The following is a 24,115-nucleotide window of genomic DNA, read 5'->3' as shown; positions in this document are numbered from 1 at the left end:
CCTCTTGTTGCAGGATTTGCCAGAAACATAGAACTTTTGGTATATTTAAGATAATGTACTAGTAATTTCGATTGATTTGTTCATGAGGATGGTGTGTAAAATGAAACGTTTCTGGCAATCTCTCTCCATACGTAAAAAATTATGGTCTGGTTTTAGTGCCTTATTACTACTTTTTCTCGTAGGCTTTATCCTCGTGCTAACCCAGGTTTCTACTGTGGCCAATCAATTTTTGTTATTAAGTGAACATGACCAGATTGGTAGCTCCATGCAAAGACTATCCCATCTAATGGACCTTAAATATGCTCAGCTTGCCGATTTCTCTGTCCAGAAGGAGGAGGAGTATCTCCGTAACTATGAGTATTACCAAGAAGAGATGTTGAAGGAACTTGAGAGAGTACAGCAGGAGCTAAGCCAACTACAGCCAGGCGCTGGTCTTCATTCGGATTCCTATACAATCCAGCTTCAGCAGCTCATCCAAATGAATGGTAAGATGGATCAAAGTTTTACTAACATCGTGAAATATATTGAGGAAGGGCGTCTTATGACAGCAAGTCATGAGCGCCGGAATGTGGCAGATGAATTAGGCACAGTTCGAGCAGGGACAGAAACATGGCTAAAGGAGAGCAAAGCGAATCAGGATACACAGTATGTATTGATTCAAGAACAGTTACAGGTTACCATGTGGGTCGCATGGATTACCATCATTCTTTCCATTGCTGTGAGTCTCGTTCTCAGCTATCTCCTAAGCAATCCCATCAAGAAGCGCTTAGAGCAACTACTCGATGTAAGTGAGCAGGTGGCTGAGGGAAATCTTCAGGTTCCTCCGGTGAGGACCGTGTCTCAGGACGAAGTAGGGCAGCTAGCTCGAAGTATCAATGGCATGCAGGAAGCCTTACGAGCTGTGATCAATCAATCGATGCATACTGCTCGTCAGGTGAATGGTGCCACTTCTGAGCTAGCCGCTTCCGCAGAAGTCATGGAACGATCCACTGCTGAGGTTGCCGATCGCACACAGCATATGCAGGGGATCCAGCTGGAATTGGTACAAGAGATCGAACAGTCAACACAATCCTTTATGGCCATCCAAGAGGCATTGGGACAAGTGAAGCAACGGTCTGAACAGACTAGTTCAGTGATGAAGCAGATTGCCCATGAGACCATAGAAGGAAGTACGATTATCCAAAGCTCTCAACAACAGATTACCAATTTAGCAGAAGAGAATCAGGATACCATGCAGGTGATGGAGGAACTGCTACAACGTTCCCTTGATATTCGAGAAGTGATTCAGGTGATCGAAGCCATCTCCAATCAGACGAACCTACTGGCGTTGAATGCAGCCATTGAAGCATCACGTGCAGGGGAGCATGGAAAAGGCTTTTCTGTGGTAGCGTCAGAGGTACGTAAGCTTGCGGAGGGTACGAAGGATGCATCTCAGCATGTAGGCACCTTATTAGAACAGATGCACCAACAGGTGTTAGCGGTAAATCAGCGAATTGAGACACAGAATAAGGCGATTTCCGGAAGTCAAGATAATTTAAATCGGACTGTGACCCAATATCTAGCCATGGGTGGTCAGATCGAACAGGTGGAGCAGGATATGACTGCCATCGATTCCTATTTAGAGAATGTGATGAATCAAGCGGAGATGATTCAACAATTAATCGGGCGCATCGATCAGGTTCTTGCTGCCAGCTATGAGCAGCTCACAGAGATGAATGAACGGATGGGAGACCAGCATCAAAAGACCAAGGATGTGTCGGAAGCAACCTCTCAATTACAGCGGATGTCAGAGGGGCTGCAAGGGGAACTTCAACATTTTCGCTACTAAGAAAAAAAGGTCGTGGAGGACACGACCTTTTTTGTGAGAATATATGCTTGTTTACGCTAATTTATTGGATTTCTTCACTGCAGAACGGGCGATTATCAAGACGATTAGAACGACAAGAGCAAGGATTGATGCAATCATAAAGATTTGGCTAAGTGTACCGTACTGAGTCAACTTTTCTTCTGCAGTTGAATCCAATGAGCCCAAAATCGTATCACGGTGTAGGTCCGCATATATTCCAAATAAAAACCATGCTGTGATCATGATCAGCATCGTAAGGTTCAGCTGTTTGATCCGATTCTTCTTCATCGTTGTCCCTCCCTGTAACTTATGATTATCATATCATAGAGAAAGTGAATTTTGAAAGAATAAATAAAAAATTTCTTACTTTTCTCGCGTTTGTATTGAAAGAGTGATTCAAATTTTTCCGCCCTTGGCGTTCATTAGATAATGCGCTATAATATCCTTTGATAAATACCTGTATGGGTATAATAATGAGGAAAGGGGGATTTAGATGCCACTCTATGATTTTCGGTGTACTTCATGTAATCATCAATACCAGGTGTTTGTCTCCTATTCCAAGCGAGATGAAGTTCCATGTCCAGCATGTGGAGAGAAGGGAAAGGAGCCTGTTTTTAAGGCCAATGTGAAGGGACCAGTTACCGGCTCAGGCTCTTCAGGATCTTCCTGCGGTTCATCAGGCTTCACATGAGCAGGCTAAGAAGTGGAGGGACCGGGTGTCCCCCATTATGCTGTTCAATAGGCGTAAACGTAAGGGATTAACATCGAAAGTTAGAATTTAAAAAGAGAAGGTGATCTTCTTGTGTCTGAAGATCACCTTCTCTTTGCTTTTTGCCAGTGGCGTTAGCAAGAAGAGGTCTGTCCACCATCGAAGACAAAGCCGCCGCCAAGGAATGAATTGCGATAATCTAATGTAGCATCGGCAACTTGGTCATAGATGACAGAATCAATTGCAATCTGAATGCCGTTGATGGTTTCTACTTTATCATTTGCTTCTGGCTCTTCCAGAGCCATCCCAATTTGGGGGCCACCTCAGCCATACCCACTAAAATAGATACGTAAGGTGTTTACATTTTTCTTCTGCATTAGCTCAACAATTTTTTCCTTTGCGGAATCAGAGACTTGCATCACAGTCACTCCCTTATTCATTTTCACATTCTCTACGGAGAGATATTTTTCACATTCTCTGCGAAGAGAAAATGCTTCATACGGTATAGGGTATATGGTACGTTTTAATTCTAACATAGTCAAGGATGAAGCACAAAGGAAAAATGCCTCATCCGGTAGACCATTTAACAATTCGGGCCATTTTAAAACGCTCGTTTACCCCATGCCAATCAACAAAGTTCCACCAAGCTTCAATATAGCGGTGTTTGTCTTCTCCATATTGGGAATAATAGGCATGCTTCCAGAGGTCGAGGGCGAGAAGGGGAATTGTATCCTGCATGGAATAGCCATCCTTTTTTGCAGTATAGATAATGAGACGATGAATCCGTGGAGCCCAGCCTAGAATAGCCCATCCATCGCCCTTTAAGCTCTGGGCAGTGGTGGTAAAGACATGCTGAAATTCTGCAAAACCTCCCCAATCATCATCTAATTGGTCAGCGAATTCACCAACAGGGACACCTCTTCCTCGTTGGGTTAACATCTCCCAAAAGAGTGAATGAAGGAAGTGTTCGGAGCCAAAGTGGGCAATGGTCGAGATGGTTGCAGGGATAAGACTACGCTCGGAGTCTTCCAGGATAGCTTGTAATTCCTTTTCTCCTTGATTAAGGGCAGCGACTAGCTTGCCATGAAATTGGTGGTGCTGTCGTAGTAGCTGCTCCTCCAAAAAGGGAGCCAGTGCGCCATATGAATAAGGAAGCTCAGGGAGCTGATGCTTACCCAGTGGCGTTGTTTGCTCTTTAGCGTAGCTCCATGAGATAATCTGCCGCTCGCTGGGGATCTTTCGGATGGATGCAGCTCGTTGCTCACCATTTCGTAGCTTGTATAGGTAGTCCTCCCACTCTTGGAAGTAGAGAATTAACTGCTGCCAGTAGCCTTTTACCGTTTCAATCTGCTGCCCATGGTAGGTGGTCGAAAAAAAACTGCCAACTTCCTGATTCCCTTTGTTGATTAAGCTGATGGAAGGAGCAGAGGAGAAATCGCTGCCGATCTGTGCGAGGTCATCTCTTAATTGCTTGATATCATGAGCAAATGAACGGGAGTCAGGGATTTGCTCAATTTGATTGAGCACCTGATTGACCTGATATTGCCATTCCCTAAAGATGGCCAGGATCTGAGACTGCTTCATCGTGGTCATACGATCCACTCCTTTCTTAATGTACCCTATGTAGTAAGAATGAAACTGGGTACAGTAACCATGCCACCGAGAAAAATAATGTGGGTTCAAGAAACCAAGTCGATATGTGTAAGCTCACTTTAAGCAAGTTAAACATACTTTTTAAACTAATATATTGACAAATGATAATAACATAGGCATACTAGTAATAGAATAATAAATTCAATGAAGGAGGTCATGTTATCATGACATTTCAATTACCTGATTTACCATATGCTTTTGATGCATTAGAGCCACATATAGACGCTAAGACAATGGAGATTCACCATGACAAGCACCACGCTACATATGTGAATAACTTAAATAAGGCGATTGAAGGCACGGATCTTGGCAATCAATCTATCGAAGAATTAGTGGCCAATCTTAATCAAGTACCTGAAGCCATTCGTACAGCTGTTCGTAATAATGGTGGTGGTCATGCCAACCACTCCTTATTCTGGACTGTACTAAGCCCTACTGGTGGTGGAGAACCAATAGGAGATTTGAAGGCAGCTATTGAGAAGGAGTTTGGGAGCTTTGCAAAGTTTCAAGAGTTATTTGCCAATGCAGCTGCAAGCCGCTTTGGTTCAGGTTGGGCTTGGCTCGTTGTTGCTAATGGTAAGCTAGAAGTGATGAGCACAGCCAATCAGGATAGCCCTCTGACCGAAGGTAAAACACCAATTCTTGGTCTAGACGTTTGGGAGCATGCATACTATTTGAAGTTCCAAAATCGTCGCCCAGAATATATCAGTGCTTACTGGAATGTTGTCAATTGGGATGAAGTTGCTCGCCGTTATGCCGCTGCAAAGTAAGGAGTATGTTAGGTAACACCAATTAAAAGATGAAATATTAGACAAGGTGAGGTGCTTCCTCGCCTTGATTTTTTTTATCCACTCCTGCATAGTGGATAAGAGATTGGCGGAAGAAGGTGTCATGATGAAGGAAGAAGAGATTGTTAAAACTCCACAGTTATGGGGTGATAAGCGCTATCACTCCTGGAATTATCATCTTCGTGAACAGTTTGGAACTAAGGTGTTTAAAGTTCCGTTGGATGCTGGATTCACCTGTCCCAATCGTGATGGCCTTGTGGCCACAGGGGGCTGTACGTTTTGCAGCTCCCATGGATCTGGGGACTTTGCAGGAGATCGCCGCGATGATTTGCGCAGCCAATTCCAAAAGGTGACTACGATGATGCATCAGAAGTGGCCGAATGCCAAATATCTTGGCTATTTCCAAGCCTATACCAATACCTATGCCCCTGCGGAAGAGCTCCGTGCTATGTATGAGACCATCCTTGAGCAACCGGATGTGGTGGGGCTCTCCATTGCCACACGTCCTGATTGCCTTCCAGACGACGTGGTGGAGTTGTTGGCAGAATTGAATCAACGTACCTATCTTTGGGTGGAATTAGGGCTACAAACCATCCATGATTATACTTCAGAGCGGATCAATCGTGGTCATAACTACGCCACTTACCTTGAGGGACTTGAGAAGCTACAACGCCATGGAATTCGTGTATGCTCCCATATTATTTTGGGCTTACCAGGTGAGTCAGAAGCGGAAATGATGGAGACGGTTCAAGCAGTTGCACAATCCAAGGTAGAGGGGATCAAAATTCATCTATTACATCTCTTAAAAAAGACTCCCCTTGCCAGGGAGTATGCAGCAGGTCAGTTTCACTTATTGACACAGGAAGAGTATACACGATTGGTGGTAAACAGCCTGGAGCTACTCCCTCCAGAGATGGTGATCCATCGGCTAACTGGCGATGGACCACGAGATTTATTGATCGGACCCATGTGGAGCCTCAAAAAATGGGAGGTCCTCAATGGAATTGAGTGGGAAATGGAGCGACGCAATACTTGGCAGGGTAAGCACTATCAACCTTGAGAATGAGTAGTAAAGTACTCCTCTTCCATCTGCTTGTAGTACTGTCCTTTCTCAGCGTAAGAAGTACGAATTCGCTCTAATTCTTGGAGATCTTGAGCAGTAAGCTGACGGATGACACGGGCAGGGGAGCCCATCACTAAGGTTTGGGGTGGAACTTCCATGCGCGGAGGAACGAGACTACCTGCCGCCACCATGGCACCCTTCCCAATTTTTGCACCATCCATGATGATGGCTCCCATCCCGATTAAAGCACCTTCATCGATCTGACAACTGTGGAGGATGGCGTTATGGCCAATTGTTACATCATCAGCAATGATGAGGGGCTGATGGGGACTCTGGTGGAGCGTGGAATTATCTTGTATATTCACCCGCTTCCCAATCCGAGTTGGGGCGATATCGCCACGGATGGAGGTACCATACCAGATGCTACTCAGCTCTTCGATGCTCACGTCACCGGAGATCACAACGCCATGGGCGATGAATGCTGTCGGATGAATATTGGGTGTAATTCCTTGAAAGGGAAGAATAAAGGGTTGCTGCTGTTTGCTTTCTCTTGTCATCGTGATTCCTCCTTGTGGATTTGACCCTATTATCACATAGCCTACCTAAAAAGGAAATCATTTGATGAATGAATAAGCGTCATAACCGATGAACAGGTTAAAGAAGACGAGTATCATAAAGAAGGAGAGGAAGCGATGTCCTTCAACGATTTGCAGGAGGCAGTCATCGATTTTCGCCATTTACATGGTCCCTTTGATTTCATTGGTGATGTCCATGGTTGTTATGACGAAGCGCTTCAGCTCTTAGAGCAGTTAGGCTACAAGAAGCAGGCTGGAACGTATGTTCATCCGTCCCGACGAAGGGTCGTCTTTTTGGGCGATATTACGGATCGAGGTCCTAAGAGCCTCCCCATGATCGCTTTGGTCTATTCCATGTGGAAGCATGGGAGTGCCCTCTATATTCATGGCAACCATTGTGATAAGCTCTATCGTTTTTTCCAAGGGAGGAATATACAAGCCAAGCATGGCATCGAAACCACCATCGCTGAGCTTGAGCGAGTGCCTATAGAGATTCAGCACGAAGTAAAACAGCAATTCATCGAGCTTTTTGAGCAAACGCCACTCTATCTCCAGCTCGATGAGGGGAAGGTGATCGCGGTCCATGGTGCCTTGAAAGAAGAGGGGATTGGCAGGTATAATCAAAGCGTGCGTAAACTTGCTTTGTATGGAGATATTACTGGTGAACGGGATGAGCATGGCTTGCCTATCCGTCGCAACTGGGCTGCCACCTACAAGGGAGATCCTTGGATTATTTACGGTCATCAGACCGTTCCTGAACCACTCATTCAGAATCACACGATCAATATCGATCAAGGGTGCGCTACGGGGGGCTATTTAACCGCGTTTCGCTATCCTGAAATGGAAATTAGCCAAGTAAAAGCAAAACAAGTCTACTATGAGAAGAAGACGGAGAAGGGGATGGGTCCAATTGAGTAAATCGATGGCATTGATCAGTGCATTTATTTGTATTGCACTCTTTCTAGCAGTTGGAATTAGTTTAGCTTCACACAATTATTTGATGGCACTTCTTTTTTTTGTTGTTGGTATTGGTTTGGTTGTTGGGGGCATGATCTTAGGTAAACGGCTCCAAGCTAAGCATGAAGCCAATCATTAATAGTACCGAAATCATGACAAGGTAGCATCGTCGTTCAATTCAATCTTTTTTTCAGAGTGTTGTCTGCTCAGCAGGCAACACTTTTTTTCATTCTCACTTGTCAAATACTACTAAGCAAGGTAAAATATCAGTAGGGACATAAAACGTACATGTAGGACATATAAAGTCCCACATTGCTATGGGGGGGTGACTATGGATACCAATCTCCAAGATTTTTTTCGAGTGATTCCTGAAGCGAAGCAAGATTGGCAGCGACGTGTTCAACTGCTTCGATTATTACAGCTTCAGCAGCCCTTAGGTCGCCGACTTATCGCCCAAATACTCCAAGGCACAGAACGGATCATTCGTGATGATTTAACTGTATTAAAGGATGCTAAATTAATTGAAACCTCACGTTTGGGTGTTACTCTCTCCAAGGATGGGATTGAATGGCTCCAAGTCATGGGTCCTATTATCCAACAGCAGCAGGATCTCCAATACTATGAGGAAGCGCTTCAGCAACGATTACAGGTAGAACGTGTCTATGTCTTACCTGGAGATTGTGATGAAAATCCATGGACCCAGAAGGAATTGGGGAGGAAGGCAGCACAGATCTTACGGAACGAAGTAAGAGATGGTGATGTGATTGCAGTGAACGGTGGTACCAGCATGGCGATGATGGCTACCTACCTACTTCCCTGGAATCGCCGAGCTGTTACATTTGTCCCTGCACGAGGGAGTCTAGGCGAAGAGATTAAATACGAAGCTAGTACAATCGCAGTCACCAGTGCCCAGCATACAGGGTCTACCTATAAAGTCTTTAACTTACCAGAACAGATGAGTACCACGACGATTCAATCCTTATTAAAGGAAGAATATGTGCAGGATTGGCTTCATTTACTACAGAACGCTCGTCTCTTTCTGCATGGGATTGGCGAAGCCACAACAATGGCTGAGCGGCGTAGGCTTCCACGAGAAATCCTAAAGCGCTTGGAAGAGGGAGCAGCTGTTGGTGAAGCTTATGGTACCTTTTTTACAGCAGCAGGTGATGTAGTTTATGAAACACCCACCATTGGTCTCCACCTCCAGCAGGGATTAAAGGTAGAAAGAGTAATTGCATTAGCTGGTGGGAAAAGTAAAGGTAAAGCGATTCAAGCTGTAGTTTGTTATGGTCGAAAGGCAGGATATTCCTACATTCTCGTTACAGATGTGGGAGCTGCTCAAGCAATCCTGTCAACATAAAGGAGGATATTTCCATGAAAAAAGTTGCGATAAACGGTTTTGGCCGCATTGGTCGTCTCGTTTTCCGTGCTGCCCTCGATAGTAAAGAGATTGAAATTGTTGCCATCAATGATTTGACCGATGCGAAGATGCTAGCGCATCTCTTACAATATGACTCTGTACATGGTCGCTTCTCAGCAGATGTGGAAGCCACAGAGAATGCCCTCATCGTCAATGGGAAGACAATTCATGTGACAGCAGAGGCTGATCCAACGAAGCTTCCCTGGGGAGAAATGGGGATCGATTATGTGGTGGAGTCCACCGGACGCTTTCGGACCCGAGAAGGCGCTGAGAAACACCTACAAGCAGGTGCAAAACGGGTCATTATCTCTGCGCCTGGTAAAAGTGAGGATATTACCATCGTCATGGGTGTCAACGATGAGGCATACGATCCCAAGGAACATTTTATTCTCTCTAACGCATCATGCACCACTAACTGTTTGGCTCCTGTAGCAAAGATATTAGATCGTGAGTTTGGCATTCGGCGCGGTCTCATGACCACGGTTCACTCTTATACGAATGACCAGCAGATCCTCGACCTCCCCCATAAGGATTATCGTCGTGCACGGGCAGCAGGTCTCTCCATTATTCCTACAACTACAGGAGCAGCAGCTGCGGTAGCCAAGGTGCTCCCACAATTAAAAGGAAAATTGAATGGGATGGCCATGCGGGTACCAACTCCCAATGTTTCGGTGGTTGACCTTACCGTTGAGCTAGAGAAGGAGACCAGTGTCGATGCGATTAATGGTGCTTTGCAGGCAGCTGCTGAAGGAGAACTCCATGGAATCCTCTACTTTAGTGATCTACCCCTTGTCTCCGTTGATTATAATGGTGATCCCCATTCCAGTATTGTGGATGGATTATCCACCATGGTGATGGATGGCGATCTAGCAAAAGTGATTGCATGGTATGATAATGAATGGGGCTATTCCTGCCGTGTTGCAGATCTACTTGGTCATATGGCGAAGCATGAGGAATAAGCTTCCTAAGTACAGAAGAATGTAGAATTACTTAGAAAAATTATGAACATGGAAGACCACCCGTTTCTGTACTGAACGGGTGGTCATCTCTTTTGCTTCACTTTCTCCTTCTGCCAGATTCGAACCAGAAGTGCAAGGGCAGCGAGGGTGATAATACTCTTTCCTTGCCAGGTCCATTGCGTCACATGGAGCACGGAATAGGCTTCCATGAATTGTGCAGGAATTTTTCCTAGGGTACTGGCCAAGATGAAGAGAAGTGGAGTAATTCTTCCTAGCGCAGCCGCAAGCGTGACAATCATCGATGGCATAAAGGGCAGTAAGCGTAGGGTTAATACGAGTAGAAAAGCTTGTTTGCCCTCTAGGGTAAAGAGGGGCTGAACACGAGGATATTCTTGAAGCTTCTTGATGGCAAAGCGCCGCAAACCCTTACGATAGAGGTAAAAGGCTACCAATGCCCCTGCAGCTTCACCAATCAAGGAGATTAGCGTCCCACCAATAAAACCAAAATAGGTAATATTAGCAGCAGTAATAAATAGACTAGGAATGATCCCCACCACTGCAATTACGATATTGAGAAGAATACTAATACATGCAGCAAGTAGATCCCCTGCTGCGAACCAACTCTCAAGCCATATTGGCATCAGAATAGCCTCTTTTCATAATTCATGATAATTGGCTATAGTATAGCAAATCTTCATGGATAATTGGAGAGGTTATCCCTTTTTTGCTTTTTGCTCCAGTAAGCCTTTTATTAGTTCGGGCGGGATGGAACCACGTAAATCGTTCACGGTATTTAAGATTTGATTGACGTGCCGAACAGTATTGATGAGGTTGGAGAGATTAAGCTTTCCTAGTGGCAGACGTGAGAAGAGCGAACCTTTCTCCTGCTTTTTGACGTTCTCTGTCATTTTTGAGGTGGAGCGTGATCTCCGACTTTCTGTAGGCGTTTTGTGGAGCTGATTACGCCGTCTCTTCCTTGCGGATCCCTGCTCTACTACTGATGAACGTGCAAGTCGCATCAATTGCTGCTGAGGGTTCTTCCCACGGATGGTCTGAATGAAGCGCTGCTCTTTTTCTGGATGAGTGAAGATAGCTTGAAGGGAATGCTGATTGGCATCTACCCAGGAGCGGTTCTTAGTCAACCATTCTTGGACATTTTGATCTTGCCGTGCATATGCACGGAGTTTTCGTTGTAATGTCACTGATATTTTCACTCCTTTTCTGAAGCGTATTTGCTAATAGTCTATGTATAGGAATCCAATGAGGCATGGACATTTGCCTAGGGATGACCTTTTTCACGTTGTCAATCCTCAGAATATGTTTACAATTATAGATAGGAAAGGAGGCAATCACGGAGATGAAGTTGAGTAAAATGCCAAGTCGATCGAAGATCATTGGCCATTTTCGTCAGGGAAAGTGGTTGGGACGTGCGAAGGAAGTGGTTGCCAATCCGAAGGAATTATCCTCCTTATTACATCAGGTTGAAGCAAAGAGTGATGGCGGGGGACGTTGGCAGGAGTTGAAGGAGCAGATACACCTTTTAACGCAACTGGTGCGGGATTGGTATCAGGGGATCTACTCTCAAGTGGATAAACGGTCATTAATTTTCATTGTGGGAGGACTTCTCTATTTTGTGGTGCCTTTCGATCTGGTGCCTGATTGGATTATTGCCCTTGGCTTTTTTGATGATGCAGCGGTGATCGCCTTTATCATCCAACAGGTTCAAGGCGAAATCGATCGATATAAGGAATGGAAAGAGGAACAAGATCAAATAATACCACTTCTTGAGGAAGAGGGGAAATAAGATGTGGGATTGGTTTTTACAACAAACACCAGGTATACAGGCCTTGTGTGCAACACTCTTTACCTGGTTTTTAACCGCAGCAGGCGCTGGGCTAATCTTTTTCTTTACCCAGATTAACCGGAAGGTATTGGATGCCATGCTGGGATTTGCAGCTGGGGTGATGATTGCTGCTAGCTTCTGGTCGCTATTAGCTCCTGCCATTGAGATGGCAGGAGAAACCAGTACTCAGCCATGGATTCCTGCTGTGATTGGCTTTGTTTCTGGTGGACTCTTTTTAGCACTCATTGATAAAATAATTCCGCACTTGCATTTAGGCCTTCCACGTAGTGAGGCAGAAGGGATCCAAACCGGTTGGCAACGCAGCATCCTACTGGTGCTCGCCATTACTCTTCACAATATTCCTGAAGGCTTAGCAGTAGGTGTGGCTTTTGGTGCGCTGGCCTATGATCTCCCTGGCGCTACCTTAGCTGGTGCCGTTGCCCTTGCCATCGGTATTGGGATTCAGAACTTTCCTGAAGGCTTAGCGGTCTCTGCGCCCTTACGACGGGAAGGGTTTTCCCGACGCAAGAGCTTTTTCTACGGTCAATTATCTGGTGTGGTGGAGCCTGTTGCTGGTGTAATCGGAGCTGTTGCCGTGATGGCCATGAAGCCCATCCTGCCCTATGCTCTCTCCTTTGCAGCAGGAGCCATGATCTTCGTGGTTGTGGAAGAATTGATTCCAGAGTCACAGTTAGGGAAGAACACAGATCTCGCCACACTGGGTACAATGGTAGGTTTTGCTGTGATGATGGCCTTGGATGTAGCCTTAGGCTAATTCAGATGAGAAAGAATAAAGGTTCAGGAGGAGTGAAAAACTCCAGCCTGAACCTTCTTTATTAATGAGGAATCCTTTATTCTTTCAGTTGAATATAGGGGTTCACCATCTTCAAATATTGGGAAAAAACCTGGATCAATCCTTGATTTTGATTTTCAGCAAGGGTAGAAAAATAGAAAGAACGAGTTATTTCTAAATGATCCACATGAATTAAGCTGACTCGACCGTACTTCACCGCATGCTGTGCTGCCAATTGTGAAACAACGGACCAACCTAGACCCGCTTCCACAGAGGCGATAATGGCTTCGGAGCTTCCCATCTCGCCAACGAGGTGTAAGTCTTGTAGTGTATAACCGTGTTCCTTAAGGAATCGGATCCAGTGATGGCGCGTATCTGATTCTGCTTCCCGTAAGATCCATTCTTGTTCCAAAAGTGCTGGAAAGGTCCGCTTGCTGCTTGGTGTGGAGGGAGGTGCAATGATCCGTAGTTGATCATGGTGAATGGGAAAGAGAAATAGATCATTTTTCATGGAAGGTTCTCCTGTAATGGCCACATCGATAGTTCCTTCGCGAAGTCGCTGTAAAACTTGTGAAGTACCAGCCACTTGTACATTTAACTCCACCTCAGGATACTGCTGATGAAACTGGCTGAGCCACTGAGGAAGCAGGTAGGCAGCAGGAATGGTACTTGCACCGATTACAATCCGTCCTTTGATATCATGGCCTTGAAAATGCTGGAGCAGACTTTCCCATTGGCTAATAAGAGCAAGGCTCTGTTGATATACATAAGTCCCAGCGGTGGTCAATTGGACACCATCTGCATCGCGAATCAGTAGGCGTACACCAACGATCTCTTCCAGCGCCTGGATCCGCTGTGTCACAGCAGGTTGGGTGATCCTCAATTGCTTCGCAGTCTCTTTAAAGCTCCGTGTCTGTACTACTTTAACAAAGGTCACTAAAGTATGAAGGTTCATTCACATCATCTTTTCTTTTTTATTATGGAACTGATTGGCAGCTCAGTAATCTATATAAATCATACATGAAAAATAGGAAGAGGGACAAGTTCCCCTTCCTATATTATTTACCTTCATACACTGCTTGGAAGCTGTACCATATTACGCTTGATGATGCGATGACGTAAGAAGAGGAATGAGAAAATAATGATACCTAGGATATCTGTTTCCCATCCACCATGGATCAGTACCAATGCAGCAATCAAGGCTAAAATTCGTTCCCACCAACGGTATTTTACGCCTAACCAGTTCTGAATAAAGGAAGAGAAGGCAAGGATACCAATTAGCGCAGTGATAATATTCTGCACCAGAATATACCAGGGGACATCATTGATTAATAGTAGGTTGGTATTGGTTGCAAAGGCAAAGGGCAGCAGTAAAGCACCGGAGTCAAATTTGAACCCTTGCAAGCCTGTACGTACCGGATCAGCATTGGCAATACCCGCTGCAGCATAAGCCGGGAGATTGATCGGTGGTGTATCATCTGCCAGAATACCATAGTAGAGTACGAAAAGATGTGCAGCCATCACAGGTAGACCCAGTTCAACAAGAGCAGGCGCTACTAAGGATGCCAAGATTACATAGGTAGCTGTGGTTGGGAGACCAAGACCGAGAATTAAACAGACAATGACGGTGAAAAAGAGCCCGAGATAGAGTTGGACCTGCTCAGCGTAAATCGCCATAAAGGCAGGTAAGCTATTGGCAATGTCAGCAGAGAATCCCAGAATAAAATTAGACAGCTTACCTGGTAAGCCTGTAGCACCTAAAACACCGATGAGAATTCCAGCGGTAGCACAAGCTACAATTACAGAAAGCGCATTTTTAGCTGCTTTTTCTAAGCCCTCACCTAAATGGGAGAGGCGGAATGGCGTTGGACTATGCTGAATTCCCACCTTTCGCTGAATGGGAACCACGAATAAGCTCACACCAATACCAGCAAGGATTAAGATAGTAATCTGATCGTGCCAGTTCCTTAGAAGATGCATTCCTAAGGAATTGCTCGTGATAAAGTCATTGAGGTAAAGAAGGAGCAAGCTAAGGCCTCCAACTATCAAAGCACTGAAGATGCCTCTCTTTAGATGGGACTGAAATCCATAGGTAAAGAATGAGATGGCTAATAGAAAAACGATGGAGAAAAAAGCAGATTGATTCACAGAGCGTCCAGCCACAAGGAAAAAGACTAAGACGATAATTGGAAGTACTAAATAACCTTGTTCAGCTAAGGTCTTCCTCCCAGAGACGAGCTCACTCTTCGGTAAACCTTCAATATTATGCTTTAGCGCTTCGAGATGCACCATAAAAAGAATGGCAATATAGCTTAAAATCGCTGGAATAGCCGCGGAAACAATGATCTCCCCATAGGGGATTCCAGTGTATTCCACCATGAGAAAGGCAGCGGCACCCATGACCGGAGGTAGGAATTGTCCGCTAGAGGAGGCAGCTACTTCAACACCGCCAGCGATATGCGGCTTAAAGCCGACTCGCTTCATCAAGGGGATGGTAAAGGTTCCTGTGGTCACCGCATTGGCAGTGGAGCTACCAGAGATACTCCCCATCATTCCGCTGGCTACCACAGCTGCTTTTGCAGGTCCACCCTTAAAGCGACCAAAGCCTCGAAGGGCAAGGTTGATAAACATTTTTCCACCGCCGGTTACATCCAAGATGGCGCCGAAGAGGATGAAAATATAGACGTAGTTTGCAGAAACTGAGATCGGTGTCCCGAAGAGCCCACCATCTGAGTACGTCATTAAATAAAAAAAGCGCTCAAAGTCCGCCTGCTTATGAAAGAACATGCCAGGAAACCATTCTCCGAGGAAGAAATAGGCAATGAATGTCCCTGCAATAATCACAAGGGCGAGACCCACTACCCGTCGAGTAGCTTCAATCACTAGGAGGACTAGTGAAATAGCCACCATGAGATCCAATGCCGTCATTCGCATACTTAAAATCGACTGGGACTGTTGGTTCGTGATAATGTAGATACCAACAAATAAGGCATATCCCGAAAGTAATAGATCATACCAGGGGATCGTGGTTTGTTGTAATCCCTTTTTAATCGGATAGAGGAGGTAGATGATGACTAACCCTACCGTTAAGTGAAGGATCAAATGAGTTCTAGAGCCCAGTAAAAGTCCGAAGCCCGCTGTATAGAAATGATAGAGGGACAAGGCAATGGCAATCCAGGCGATCAGCTTACGCCCGAAGCCATGTAAATTACGATCACTCTCTTCTAAATCATATTGCTTGGTTTGTGTAGGTGTAGATTGCATCGAATCACTTCCTTTCGAGGATACGAATCTTATTAAAAAGGAAACCGATCCTATCGAGGATCCCATGATCTTGAACATGGAAGACGAGATGAGTTCGGGCATAGGGTGCTTCATGGAGGGCCAGTACCTGATCCTGGATGTAGAAGTAGCGCGGTTGTAGGTGAGTCGGCTGCATATGAATGGCCGTCATCGCTCGCTCAATATTACGAATAATGAAAAAACCATCCTCATGATCCAATTGATCGAGATCCACATCATAGGGAAGACCGGCGCCGTAATCCTCATTCCATGCTTCCATTAGGATGATACTCCCATCATTTCCAATGGTAAATTTCTCAATAACCTGAGATAGCGCAACGGAATGGGTAAATTCATAATGAAAGGTGGTTCCTGGCTCCACTGTAGTGAACCAGAGAATTCTCCCAGTGCGATACTCCTCAATTACCATGAGAAATGGCGGGGTACTAAGAATGATACAGAGTAGAGCGATGAGGCTGAGTAAAATGATAAGGCTACCCCAGGTAAGCAACGGATGGGTGTAACGAAAGGCATTGCATTGATGCAATGCCTTTCGCAAGATCGGTTTCATGGTAGGAATTATTTTACCTCATCATAGAATCGTTTCGCACCAGGATGGAGAGGAACTGATAAACCTTCTTGTGCAGAATCGAGGGTGATATAGCTCCCACTCCGTTGATGTGCTTTGGCGAATTCATCCACATGCTCAAACATTGCTTTTGTAATTTGGTAAACATCCTCTTCACTCATGGAATTACTTGCAATAAGCATAGCTTGAACAGCAAGAGTTTGCGCATCTTCATCCATTCCATAGAGATCCTTTTCTACAGTGAAGGGTGTGTAATAGGGGTAGTCTGTTGTTAGCTTATCAATGGCTTGAGGGTCGAGACTAATTAAGCGAATCTTCTTACTCACCTTCAATTGCTCTACTGCGGCAGTGGGTGTGCCTGCTGTAATAAAGCCTGCATCAATATTTCCATCCTGAATTCCTTCGGTTGCTGTTCCGAACTTCATATATTCCACGCGAATATCATCATAGGTGATACCATGAGCTTCAAGAATCTGACGGGCGTTTACCTCAGCACCAGATCCTTGGTCACCAACAGCAACCCGTTTGCCACGTAAGTCGTCAACATTTTCAATTCCGCTATCTGCTAGAACCACAATCTGTACCACTTCAGGATAGAGGGTAGCTACAGCGGAGAAACCCTCGGTTTTCTGGTCGAAGAATTGAGTTCCTTCCACTGCATAGAAGGCCACGTCATTTTGTACCAATGCCAATTCTGCTTTATTATCATTGACATCATTGATATTGGCAACGGAAGCACCAGAAGTGACAGCTGTTGCGCTCATATTCTCTACCTCATCATTGATAATGCTAGCCAATGCACCGCCAAGGGGATAATAGGTTCCTTGCTCAGAACCAGTAAGAATGGTTAAAGCAGTGCTACCACCACTACTAGATTGACCTCCACAACCAACTAAAGCCATTGATAAAGCAGCGAGTAACATGATTGATAATATCCAGCGTTTCATCCTATTCCTCCTTCATTATTCTTCGTAAAATCTAACAACTTTAAATTGTAAAGCAATTGCTTGGTGCTGATATTGTAACATAAAAGATAAAAAATAGTAAAGAATATTATAAATGTCAAAATAATCAAGAATGTTGCTGAAATATGTTGTGATAGATTATGAGATTTCCAAGATGTACAAGTGGAAGCATTTTCGATAGGATTAAAATAGATAGATATAAATCTAGAGATAGATATCATTCTAGTAATTGAAGTTAGCTACATGTACAAAGGGGAGTGTTCAATGAGAATGAGAAATTTTCGATGGCGAGGAAGATCAAGCTTGCTCATTCTTCTGATCCTACTAATAATGACAACCGCTTGTTCGCCGGAAGGGTCCACCATTCCCCAAACAGAACGTTTAAATTGGGAGGTGCTGGACTCTCCATTTACTGATCTTACTTTTATCGATCATAATAATTCTCCGTTCTCCTTACATGATTTAGAAGGAACGGTCTGGATCACCGATTTAGTTTTTACTACATGTAATACGGTCTGCCCACCTATGACCGCTAATATGCAAAAACTCCAACAAATGTTGATCGAAGAGGATCTACCTGTGAAAATCATCTCGTTCAGTGTTAATCCTACTGTAGATACACCAGAATTATTAAAGGAATATGGTGAGCTTTTTCAGGCGGATCTATCGACCTGGTATTGGGTGACTGGGTATCGTGATGAGGAGATTACACAGTTGGCCAAGGAGGTTTTTCAAACTGTCGTCGCGCTGGATCCCAATTCTGATCAGGTGATTCATGGAACCCGTTTTTATCTCGTCGATAAATCTGGGAAGATTGTGAAGTATTATGACGGGATCAATCCGCCTTATGAGGAGATGATGAAGGATATCCGTGGATTGGTCGCTGAATAAATAAGTAGCGAGTGAAAAAAAGTAAAATAAAGCCAAACATGGGAAGTGAGACTCTCCCGTGCTTGGCTTCTTTCTTGCTTGGATTTTTACAATGGTGGGCTTAGGCGCCAGAGATTCGCTTTGCACCAAGGAAGGTTCTCTTCCAATAAGCCGATTGTGAGAAGTTCGCAATATGAACACCACGGGAGGGCGTTGCCTGAATCATATAGCCATTCCCGATGTAGATAGCCACATGTCCCACAATATTATTACTTGCAAAACGCCCTGGCCAGTAAAAGAAGAGGAGGTCGCCCTTTTGCAAATTATTGACGGAGATCGGTGTACCAAGCTTGGCCTGAACCCGTGAGACTCGTGGTAGCTTAATCCCATGCTTTGCATAAACGTATTGCACAAAGGAGGCACAATCGAAGGTACGGGATTGACCTGCTGCAGCACCAAAGACATAGGGTGTTCCAACATATTTCTTGGCGGTGAGGATAATTTGATCAGCCATGGTACTTGAGAGGGCCGGAACAGCTTCATCCACATGGATATCACTGGGGCTTTTCTCCTTTGGAAAGCCAAAGCGTTGATTGTCCGCGTTAAAATGGAGCTGATGATCACTGGCATTTACATGGTAGAGATCACCGAAGAGCTGCTGTAATGTACTAACGGTAGCATACATCTCAGAATCCGTTCGCAGTACTGGCTCATTTAGAAAAAGATGTTTGCCTTCAATTATGGCAGTCGTTCCGTCACTTTCTACATGAATCAACTCATCGGTAAAACCAGCAGAAAGCTTATGATCCTCTTGATGGATGATGTGGAAGCCTAGAATCTCCAAGAGTGGCTTGATGGGGATATACGTCTTCCCATCTAATTGGTACGCATGTACAGTATCAGTGTAGTCATGATTCACAGCTACCTTAATCTCTTGCTCCACGGCTTTTTCCTTGGAGAAGTGATTGCCATGGGTGGTTGCTTTACTTCCAGTCTTGTTTGTTGTGGGTGTTAGATGCTTTGTTGCATTGTTTTGATGAGGTACATTCTGTGGGTTCTTTACCTTCGTTGCCTGATTTGGCTTATTTTCATTAGCCGCACCTTGGTTCTGGGTATTACAAGCGGTCAAGAAGAGGGCAAAGCAGAGTAGTAATAGAAGATACCAACGTAATTGCTGTTTTCTCATCGTCTATACCTCCAGAAATAACATTCCTTATGGGTATAGATTTTGAGAAAGGAAGTGATATTATCCATAACAACAAATGCCAAAATAACAGATTCCATAAAATATAAAACAGGAGGAGCGATGACAAAACTCCTCCTGTTCTTATGAATTCAAAGCAGATTCTACATTACTCCTGTGGTGCAGATTCCAGCTTTTGGCCCAGCTTTGCTAGGATAAGGCCGATCATTTCACTCTCTTCATTACGATTGCCCCAAGCAAAGACACCCTTCAAATGGTGGATACGGAAGGTTGAACCGGGCTCTTCATCAATGGCATAGAGATCACCTGGATGAATCATTGATTGATCAACAAGATGAGATTTAACCAAGAGCATTTTCTGCTCAAGGATAGGTAGTTCAAACTCATTGTTCGCTTCCTTAGCGACGCGAATATGTTGGGCAAGCATAAGGATTTCATCATGCAGTTCTTCTTCTGTCATTTGGCTATAGTGTTTGTTCATTTGGATACCCCCTACATGACATTTCATTCTTAAGTATAAATCAAATGGGGGAATAGTAAAACTGATGAACAATAGAATCAATCATCATTATGGAGGAGATAACACATGAAGAAGGTACTGATTATTGGAACAGGCCCCGCTGGATTGACTGCTGCCATCTATTTAGCCCGTGCTAATCTTGAACCCCTAGTGGTTGAAGGCTATAACCCCGGAGGTCAGCTCACAACAACCACAACGGTAGAAAACTTTCCCGGCTTCCCGGAAGGTATTGATGGATCCGAATTGATGCAACGTATGCGCCTGCAGGCAGAGCGGTTTGGGGCGCAATTTATTCAGGGAGAGGTGACTAAGCTTGGGCTAGAAGCCTCACCATACCAGATCCATTTATCCAATGGAGATACGATGAATGCAGTAGCCATTATCATCTCAACGGGTGCCTCTGCTCGTCTCCTTGGGATCCCTGGAGAAAAAGAGAATATGGGGCGAGGAGTTAGCACATGTGCAACCTGTGATGGCTTCTTTTATCGTGGAAAGAGGATTCTCGTAGTAGGCGGAGGAGATTCTGCTATGGAGGAGGCCAATTACTTAACTCGTTTTGCTAGTGAGGTAAGCATCGTCCATCGCCGTGAAGAGCTTCGTGCATCAAAAATCATGCAAGAACGTGCCAGGAAGAACCCAAAGATCAACTGGCTCCTCAACCGAACACCATTGGAGGTAGTTGCTGAGAATGAGCGAGTATCTGGGTTACGAATACGGGATAATCGTACAGGTGTGGAAGAATTGGTGGAGACCGATGGGATCTTTATCGCCATCGGTCATCAACCCAATACAGCGTTTCTTCAAGGGCAGCTTCCCTTGGATGAGCAAGGCTATCTCCAGGTAGAGAGGGGCAGTCCGCGGACGAGTATTCCAGGAATCTTCGCCTGTGGGGATGTTCAGGATCCCCATTATCGGCAGGCGATCACTTCCGCAGGGAGCGGCTGTATGGCTGCCATGGATTGTGAACGTTTTTTAGAGGGCAGCGCTTATCATGATTGGAGCTCTAACTAATACGGAGTCAAACGATTCGATCAATTTAACATTTGGGCAAGCTGAAGGAGCTGCGGGATGACCATAGGGTCCACATTCCCACCGGAAGCGATAGCGACGATTTTCTTCCCTTTCGGTGGGTGGGCCATGGCCCCTGCGATGGCAATGGCAGCTGAAGGCTCCACTACATGCTTAAGGTAGAGCATGGTGGCATAGAAGGCAGCTCCCATCTCTTCTTCAGAAATGAGCACCATATCGTCGAGATAATGCTGAAGAATCGGAAAGGTCAGCTCACCAGGTGTATTGGTACGTAATCCATCAGCTAAGGTAGTGGAAGGTGGAATCGTAACTCGTTTTCCTTCCTGTAGGGAAAGATAGGTATCATTGGCAAGAAGAGGTTCGGCACCGATTAACTGAATGGATGGCTTTAATTGCTTAATGGCGATGGTGATACCTGCTAACAAGCCACCGCCACCTACGGGGACGTAGATGGTATCGATCTCATCGAACTGCTCAACGAGTTCAAGACCGATAGTACCTTGTCCAGCCATGACTAATTCATCATCATAGGGGAGGACAAGGGCTGCTCCCACCTCATCACAATATTGTTTCGCCCAATTGATTCGCTCTGCTGAGGTAATACCTCGATGGACAACAGTGGCTTCATAGAGACGAATAGCCTGTTCTTTACAACGTGGTACGGTTTCAGGTACGACAATGGTAGCCTCCATCCCGAGTTGCTTTGCCACATAGGCCACCGCTTGACCGTGATTACCTGAGGAAGCGGCCACCACATGTTTCACGCCTTGACTTTTCAGTGTCTTGACCTTGTTTACAGCTCCACGAAGCTTGAACGCACCTGTCTTCTGAAGATGTTCCCCCTTAATCAATAACTGATTACCACAAGACTTAGAGAGTAAAGTAGAATGGAGCAACGGTGTTACTTTACACAGATCCGCAATCTGTAAACGGGCATTCATTACATCTTCAATGGTAATCACTTCAACGCCTCCCTTTTCCTCATCCAAATTACAGATTTCTTGATCACTAATCCATTCGTTCCCATTGCTTTTAAATCCTCTAACAATCTGCTAAAGATCTCTCAATTCAGCTTGGGACGTAGCCAAATAAGGGCGACGAAGGATTTGATGGAGTAAACCACCCATCAAAACCACGCCTTCTATAACTTCTTTATGAACAAACGTTTTTTACAAAGGTGAAAGGATTCACATGGAGAATTCCTTACTATGAGTGCACATTGAATAATACTGGTGAACTCAAGAGGATAACAACGTATCAAGTCGTCTGATTTTTGGGTCTGTTTCAAAAGTGGTTGGTAAGTTGGATGTTGTGATTTATCATCATGCAGAAAAGAGGTCAATCAACATGAGCGAAATTTCTTTCTTTGCATCAGGGGACTCTTTTATTGTAAGACGGTATCCAGGAAAAGATGAAGCGTTTAAAAAGTTGGCTGAATTGATCAACCAAGCTGACGTGCGCTTCGCCAATCTAGAAACAACAGTGCACAACAAAGAAGCGACACCATCTGCACAAAGCGGTGGTACATGGGCAATGGCTCAATCCAAAGTATTAGATGACATCCGAGATTATGGCTTCAATCTCCTTAACCTAGCCAATAATCATACACTGGATTATCTATATGATGGTATCGAACGGACGCTGCACTACCTCAATCAGTACGACTTTGTCTATGCAGGCGTAGGGATGAACCTAGCTGAAGCAGACGAGCCGAAATATCTCGAAACCTTAAATGGTCGGGTTGCATTAATCGGTGTCTGTTCATCCTTCTTTCCATTCAATCCTGCAGGAGAACAACGGCGCGATATGAAGGGACGTCCTGGTTTGAATCCCTTACGCTTTGATCGGATCCATGTGGTCAAGCCAGAGAGAATTCCAGCTCTTATGGAGGTTGCTGAAAAAGTTGAATTAAATACAGCTCATCGTCTCTCCATTAAGGAAGGGTTCGCATCACCACTGCCAGAAGGACAGCATCTCTTTGCCCCAGGTATCCTCTTTAAAGAGGGAGAAGAAGAAGGCCTCATTACCAAACCCAATGAAAAGGATATGAAGCGGATTATCCGCCGGATCCATGAGGCAAAACGACAATCAGACTATGTACTGGTTAGTCTTCATGCCCATGAAATGAAGGGCGATCGGAAGGATGTAGCAGCTGATTTCGTCGTTGAATTTGCCCATCGTTGTATCGATGAAGGAGCCCATGCATTCATTGGACATGGTCCTCATATCTTGCGGGGTATGGAGATCTATAAGAACCGTCCGATCTTCTATAGCCTTGGTGATTTTATCTTCCAAAATGATTCACCAACCCATTTCCCTCATGACTTCTATCTCAACTATGGCTTAGGCCATGAAGATACCATTGCCGATGCCTTCGATACACGCTCCGATCACGGAAAGAAAGGCTTAGGCACCAACCGACTCTGTTTTGAGTCCCTCGTTCCCTTCTGGACCATGGAAGATGGAGAACTGAAGGAGATCACACTTTACCCAATCGAATTGGGCTTTGGCCTACCACGCTACCGCATGGGCTGGCCGCAAATTACCAAGAACGAAGAGATTCTAAAACACTTCCAAGAATTGTCTGAACCCTATGGCACCAAGATCGAAATTAAAGATGGCGTAGGCAAAATCGTTCTTAAATAGTCTTTAGCATAACCAATTAAGGACCTTTTGCCAACGGATATATCCACAGACAAAAGGTCCTATCCTTATAACATTTTCATAGACCAGCATTCCAGTATATACCTGTTTACTCCTCTCCCTATTCGTGGTATATTAAGTATCCAGCCACGAGATAAACAAAAGAAAACTTCAACGAAAAAAAAGAGTTGATTCTTTTGCTTCTCGGTGGTATTATAAAACCTGTTGCTGCAAGAAAGCCTTTAGCAAGCATTGCAGTAGAAGAACATCGGCTACAATCGCAACATCCTTGTTGCAACGCCGATAAAAACTACAGAGCATTACCAACAGCTTTTTCATGCTCTGTGAGCAATATATCATTTCTTTTATCGTAGCGCGACACCGCAACCTCCGGTTGCAGGAGCGCG

Annotated in this window: 26 protein-coding genes; 13 read left to right on the top strand and 13 right to left on the bottom strand. The window is 44.9% G+C overall.

The genetic code is table 11. From position 1 onward, the window contains the following. Positions 1–100: 100 nt before the first annotated feature. Entirely contained in the window at positions 101–1,828 is a 1,728-nt protein-coding gene (locus BN1691_RS00295; RefSeq protein ID WP_048600265.1) for a methyl-accepting chemotaxis protein, read from the top strand. Between the two features lie 51 nt (positions 1,829–1,879). On the opposite strand, the gene BN1691_RS00290 is transcribed toward BN1691_RS00295, so the two are convergent. After that, positions 1,880–2,134 carry a hypothetical protein gene (locus BN1691_RS00290; RefSeq protein ID WP_048600264.1) on the bottom strand — a complete coding sequence of 85 codons (255 nt, stop codon included), beginning with the start codon at positions 2,132–2,134 and terminating at the stop codon, positions 1,880–1,882. Positions 2,135–2,339: 205 nt separating this feature from the next. On the opposite strand from BN1691_RS00290, the gene BN1691_RS00285 reads away from it, so the two are divergent. Next, positions 2,340–2,537: an FmdB family zinc ribbon protein gene (locus BN1691_RS00285; protein WP_048600263.1), complete on the top strand. Its 198-nt coding sequence runs from the start codon at positions 2,340–2,342 to the stop codon at positions 2,535–2,537. 152 nt (positions 2,538–2,689) lie between these two features. Here BN1691_RS00285 and BN1691_RS14960 read toward each other — a convergent pair whose 3' ends face one another. Together BN1691_RS14960 and BN1691_RS00275 are read right to left on the bottom strand one after the other, a co-directional pair. Further along, positions 2,690–2,974, bottom strand: coding sequence for a HesB/IscA family protein (locus BN1691_RS14960; RefSeq protein ID WP_332925375.1), 285 nt, complete (start codon positions 2,972–2,974; stop codon positions 2,690–2,692). Between the two features lie 148 nt (positions 2,975–3,122). After that, on the bottom strand, positions 3,123–4,148 hold the full coding sequence (locus BN1691_RS00275) for a superoxide dismutase (RefSeq protein WP_048600261.1): 1,026 nt from the start codon (positions 4,146–4,148) through the stop codon (positions 3,123–3,125). Positions 4,149–4,372: 224 nt separating this feature from the next. Between BN1691_RS00275 and BN1691_RS00270 the strand changes: the two genes are divergently transcribed. Together BN1691_RS00270 and BN1691_RS00265 are read left to right on the top strand one after the other, a co-directional pair. Next, complete coding sequence (locus BN1691_RS00270; RefSeq protein ID WP_048600260.1) at positions 4,373–4,978, top strand: superoxide dismutase; 606 nt, start codon at positions 4,373–4,375, stop codon at positions 4,976–4,978. A 124-nt stretch (positions 4,979–5,102) separates the two neighbouring features. Then, the gene (locus tag BN1691_RS00265) at positions 5,103–6,056 is read left to right on the top strand and encodes a tRNA modification radical SAM protein MnmL/YtqA (protein WP_048600259.1); all 954 of its coding nucleotides are present in this window, start codon (positions 5,103–5,105) and stop codon (positions 6,054–6,056) included. Here BN1691_RS00265 and BN1691_RS00260 read toward each other — a convergent pair. Next, positions 6,047–6,616, bottom strand: coding sequence for a gamma carbonic anhydrase (locus tag BN1691_RS00260; protein ID WP_048600258.1), 570 nt, complete (start codon positions 6,614–6,616; stop codon positions 6,047–6,049). The genes BN1691_RS00265 and BN1691_RS00260 overlap by 10 nt on opposite strands. Positions 6,617–6,751: 135 nt before the next feature. On the opposite strand from BN1691_RS00260, the gene BN1691_RS00255 reads away from it, so the two are divergent. The 4 genes from BN1691_RS00255 (at position 6,752) to gap (ending at position 9,970) form a co-directional block, all read left to right on the top strand. Beyond that, on the top strand, positions 6,752–7,552 hold the full coding sequence (locus BN1691_RS00255; protein WP_048600257.1) for a bis(5'-nucleosyl)-tetraphosphatase PrpE: 801 nt from the start codon (positions 6,752–6,754) through the stop codon (positions 7,550–7,552). Continuing rightward, a complete protein-coding gene (locus BN1691_RS00250; RefSeq protein ID WP_048600256.1) occupies positions 7,545–7,730 on the top strand; it encodes a hypothetical protein in 186 nt (61 codons plus the stop codon). The genes BN1691_RS00255 and BN1691_RS00250 overlap by 8 nt, the downstream gene beginning before the upstream one ends. 192 nt (positions 7,731–7,922) lie before the next feature. After that, a complete protein-coding gene (locus BN1691_RS00245; protein ID WP_048600255.1) occupies positions 7,923–8,951 on the top strand; it encodes a sugar-binding transcriptional regulator in 1,029 nt (342 codons plus the stop codon). Between the two features lie 14 nt (positions 8,952–8,965). Further along, positions 8,966–9,970: a type I glyceraldehyde-3-phosphate dehydrogenase gene (gene gap / locus BN1691_RS00240; protein WP_048600254.1), complete on the top strand. Its 1,005-nt coding sequence runs from the start codon at positions 8,966–8,968 to the stop codon at positions 9,968–9,970. Positions 9,971–10,053: 83 nt separating this feature from the next. Here the strand turns inward: gap and BN1691_RS00235 are convergent, their stop codons facing one another. Together BN1691_RS00235 and BN1691_RS00230 are read right to left on the bottom strand one after the other, a co-directional pair. After that, positions 10,054–10,611, bottom strand: coding sequence for a TVP38/TMEM64 family protein (locus BN1691_RS00235; RefSeq protein WP_048600253.1), 558 nt, complete (start codon positions 10,609–10,611; stop codon positions 10,054–10,056). A 72-nt stretch (positions 10,612–10,683) separates the two neighbouring features. Beyond that, entirely contained in the window at positions 10,684–11,172 is a 489-nt protein-coding gene (locus tag BN1691_RS00230; RefSeq protein ID WP_048600252.1) for a hypothetical protein, read from the bottom strand. Positions 11,173–11,327: 155 nt separating this feature from the next. On the opposite strand from BN1691_RS00230, the gene BN1691_RS00225 reads away from it, so the two are divergent. Both BN1691_RS00225 and BN1691_RS00220 read left to right on the top strand, forming a co-directional pair. Further along, on the top strand, positions 11,328–11,774 hold the full coding sequence (locus BN1691_RS00225; RefSeq protein WP_048600251.1) for a YkvA family protein: 447 nt from the start codon (positions 11,328–11,330) through the stop codon (positions 11,772–11,774). 1 nt (position 11,775) lies between these two features. After that, on the top strand, positions 11,776–12,588 hold the full coding sequence (locus BN1691_RS00220; RefSeq protein WP_048600250.1) for a ZIP family metal transporter: 813 nt from the start codon (positions 11,776–11,778) through the stop codon (positions 12,586–12,588). A 76-nt stretch (positions 12,589–12,664) separates the two neighbouring features. Here BN1691_RS00220 and BN1691_RS00215 read toward each other — a convergent pair whose 3' ends face one another. The 4 genes from BN1691_RS00215 to BN1691_RS00200 form a co-directional block, all read right to left on the bottom strand. Continuing rightward, positions 12,665–13,561: a selenium metabolism-associated LysR family transcriptional regulator gene (locus BN1691_RS00215; protein WP_048600249.1), complete on the bottom strand. Its 897-nt coding sequence runs from the start codon at positions 13,559–13,561 to the stop codon at positions 12,665–12,667. A 113-nt stretch (positions 13,562–13,674) separates the two neighbouring features. Next, positions 13,675–15,870: a TRAP transporter permease gene (locus BN1691_RS00210; protein ID WP_048600248.1), complete on the bottom strand. Its 2,196-nt coding sequence runs from the start codon at positions 15,868–15,870 to the stop codon at positions 13,675–13,677. A 4-nt stretch (positions 15,871–15,874) separates the two neighbouring features. Continuing rightward, a complete protein-coding gene (locus BN1691_RS00205) occupies positions 15,875–16,459 on the bottom strand; it encodes a DUF1850 domain-containing protein (RefSeq protein ID WP_048600247.1) in 585 nt (194 codons plus the stop codon). 8 nt (positions 16,460–16,467) lie between these two features. Beyond that, positions 16,468–17,424, bottom strand: a complete 957-nt coding sequence (locus BN1691_RS00200) for a TAXI family TRAP transporter solute-binding subunit (RefSeq protein WP_048600246.1) — start codon at positions 17,422–17,424, stop codon at positions 16,468–16,470. Between the two features lie 288 nt (positions 17,425–17,712). Here BN1691_RS00200 and BN1691_RS00195 point away from each other — a divergent pair, with 288 nt between their 5' ends. Continuing rightward, the gene (locus BN1691_RS00195; protein ID WP_053083683.1) at positions 17,713–18,333 is read left to right on the top strand and encodes an SCO family protein; all 621 of its coding nucleotides are present in this window, start codon (positions 17,713–17,715) and stop codon (positions 18,331–18,333) included. Between the two features lie 100 nt (positions 18,334–18,433). Here the strand turns inward: BN1691_RS00195 and BN1691_RS13785 are convergent, their stop codons facing one another. Together BN1691_RS13785 and BN1691_RS00185 are read right to left on the bottom strand one after the other, a co-directional pair. Further along, complete coding sequence (locus BN1691_RS13785) at positions 18,434–19,498, bottom strand: C40 family peptidase (RefSeq protein ID WP_053083667.1); 1,065 nt, start codon at positions 19,496–19,498, stop codon at positions 18,434–18,436. Positions 19,499–19,664: 166 nt separating this feature from the next. Further along, on the bottom strand, positions 19,665–19,997 hold the full coding sequence (locus BN1691_RS00185) for a DUF1811 family protein (protein ID WP_048600245.1): 333 nt from the start codon (positions 19,995–19,997) through the stop codon (positions 19,665–19,667). A gap of 105 nt (positions 19,998–20,102) precedes the next feature. On the opposite strand from BN1691_RS00185, the gene trxB reads away from it, so the two are divergent. Further along, positions 20,103–21,047 (top strand): thioredoxin-disulfide reductase, encoded by a 945-nt coding sequence (gene trxB / locus BN1691_RS00180; protein WP_048600244.1) that lies wholly within the window; start codon positions 20,103–20,105, stop codon positions 21,045–21,047. A 20-nt stretch (positions 21,048–21,067) separates the two neighbouring features. On the opposite strand, the gene BN1691_RS00175 is transcribed toward trxB, so the two are convergent. Continuing rightward, positions 21,068–22,027, bottom strand: coding sequence for a threonine ammonia-lyase (locus BN1691_RS00175; RefSeq protein ID WP_048600243.1), 960 nt, complete (start codon positions 22,025–22,027; stop codon positions 21,068–21,070). A 385-nt stretch (positions 22,028–22,412) separates the two neighbouring features. Here BN1691_RS00175 and BN1691_RS00170 point away from each other — a divergent pair, with 385 nt between their 5' ends. Further along, entirely contained in the window at positions 22,413–23,711 is a 1,299-nt protein-coding gene (locus tag BN1691_RS00170; protein WP_048600242.1) for a CapA family protein, read from the top strand. Positions 23,712–24,115 lie beyond the last annotated feature (404 nt).

The sequence above is a fragment of the Rubeoparvulum massiliense genome (genome assembly GCF_001049895.1).
In the GTDB taxonomy this organism is placed as follows: domain Bacteria; phylum Bacillota; class Bacilli; order Rubeoparvulales; family Rubeoparvulaceae; genus Rubeoparvulum; species Rubeoparvulum massiliense.
This window is presented reverse-complemented; position numbering and strand designations above follow the sequence as displayed.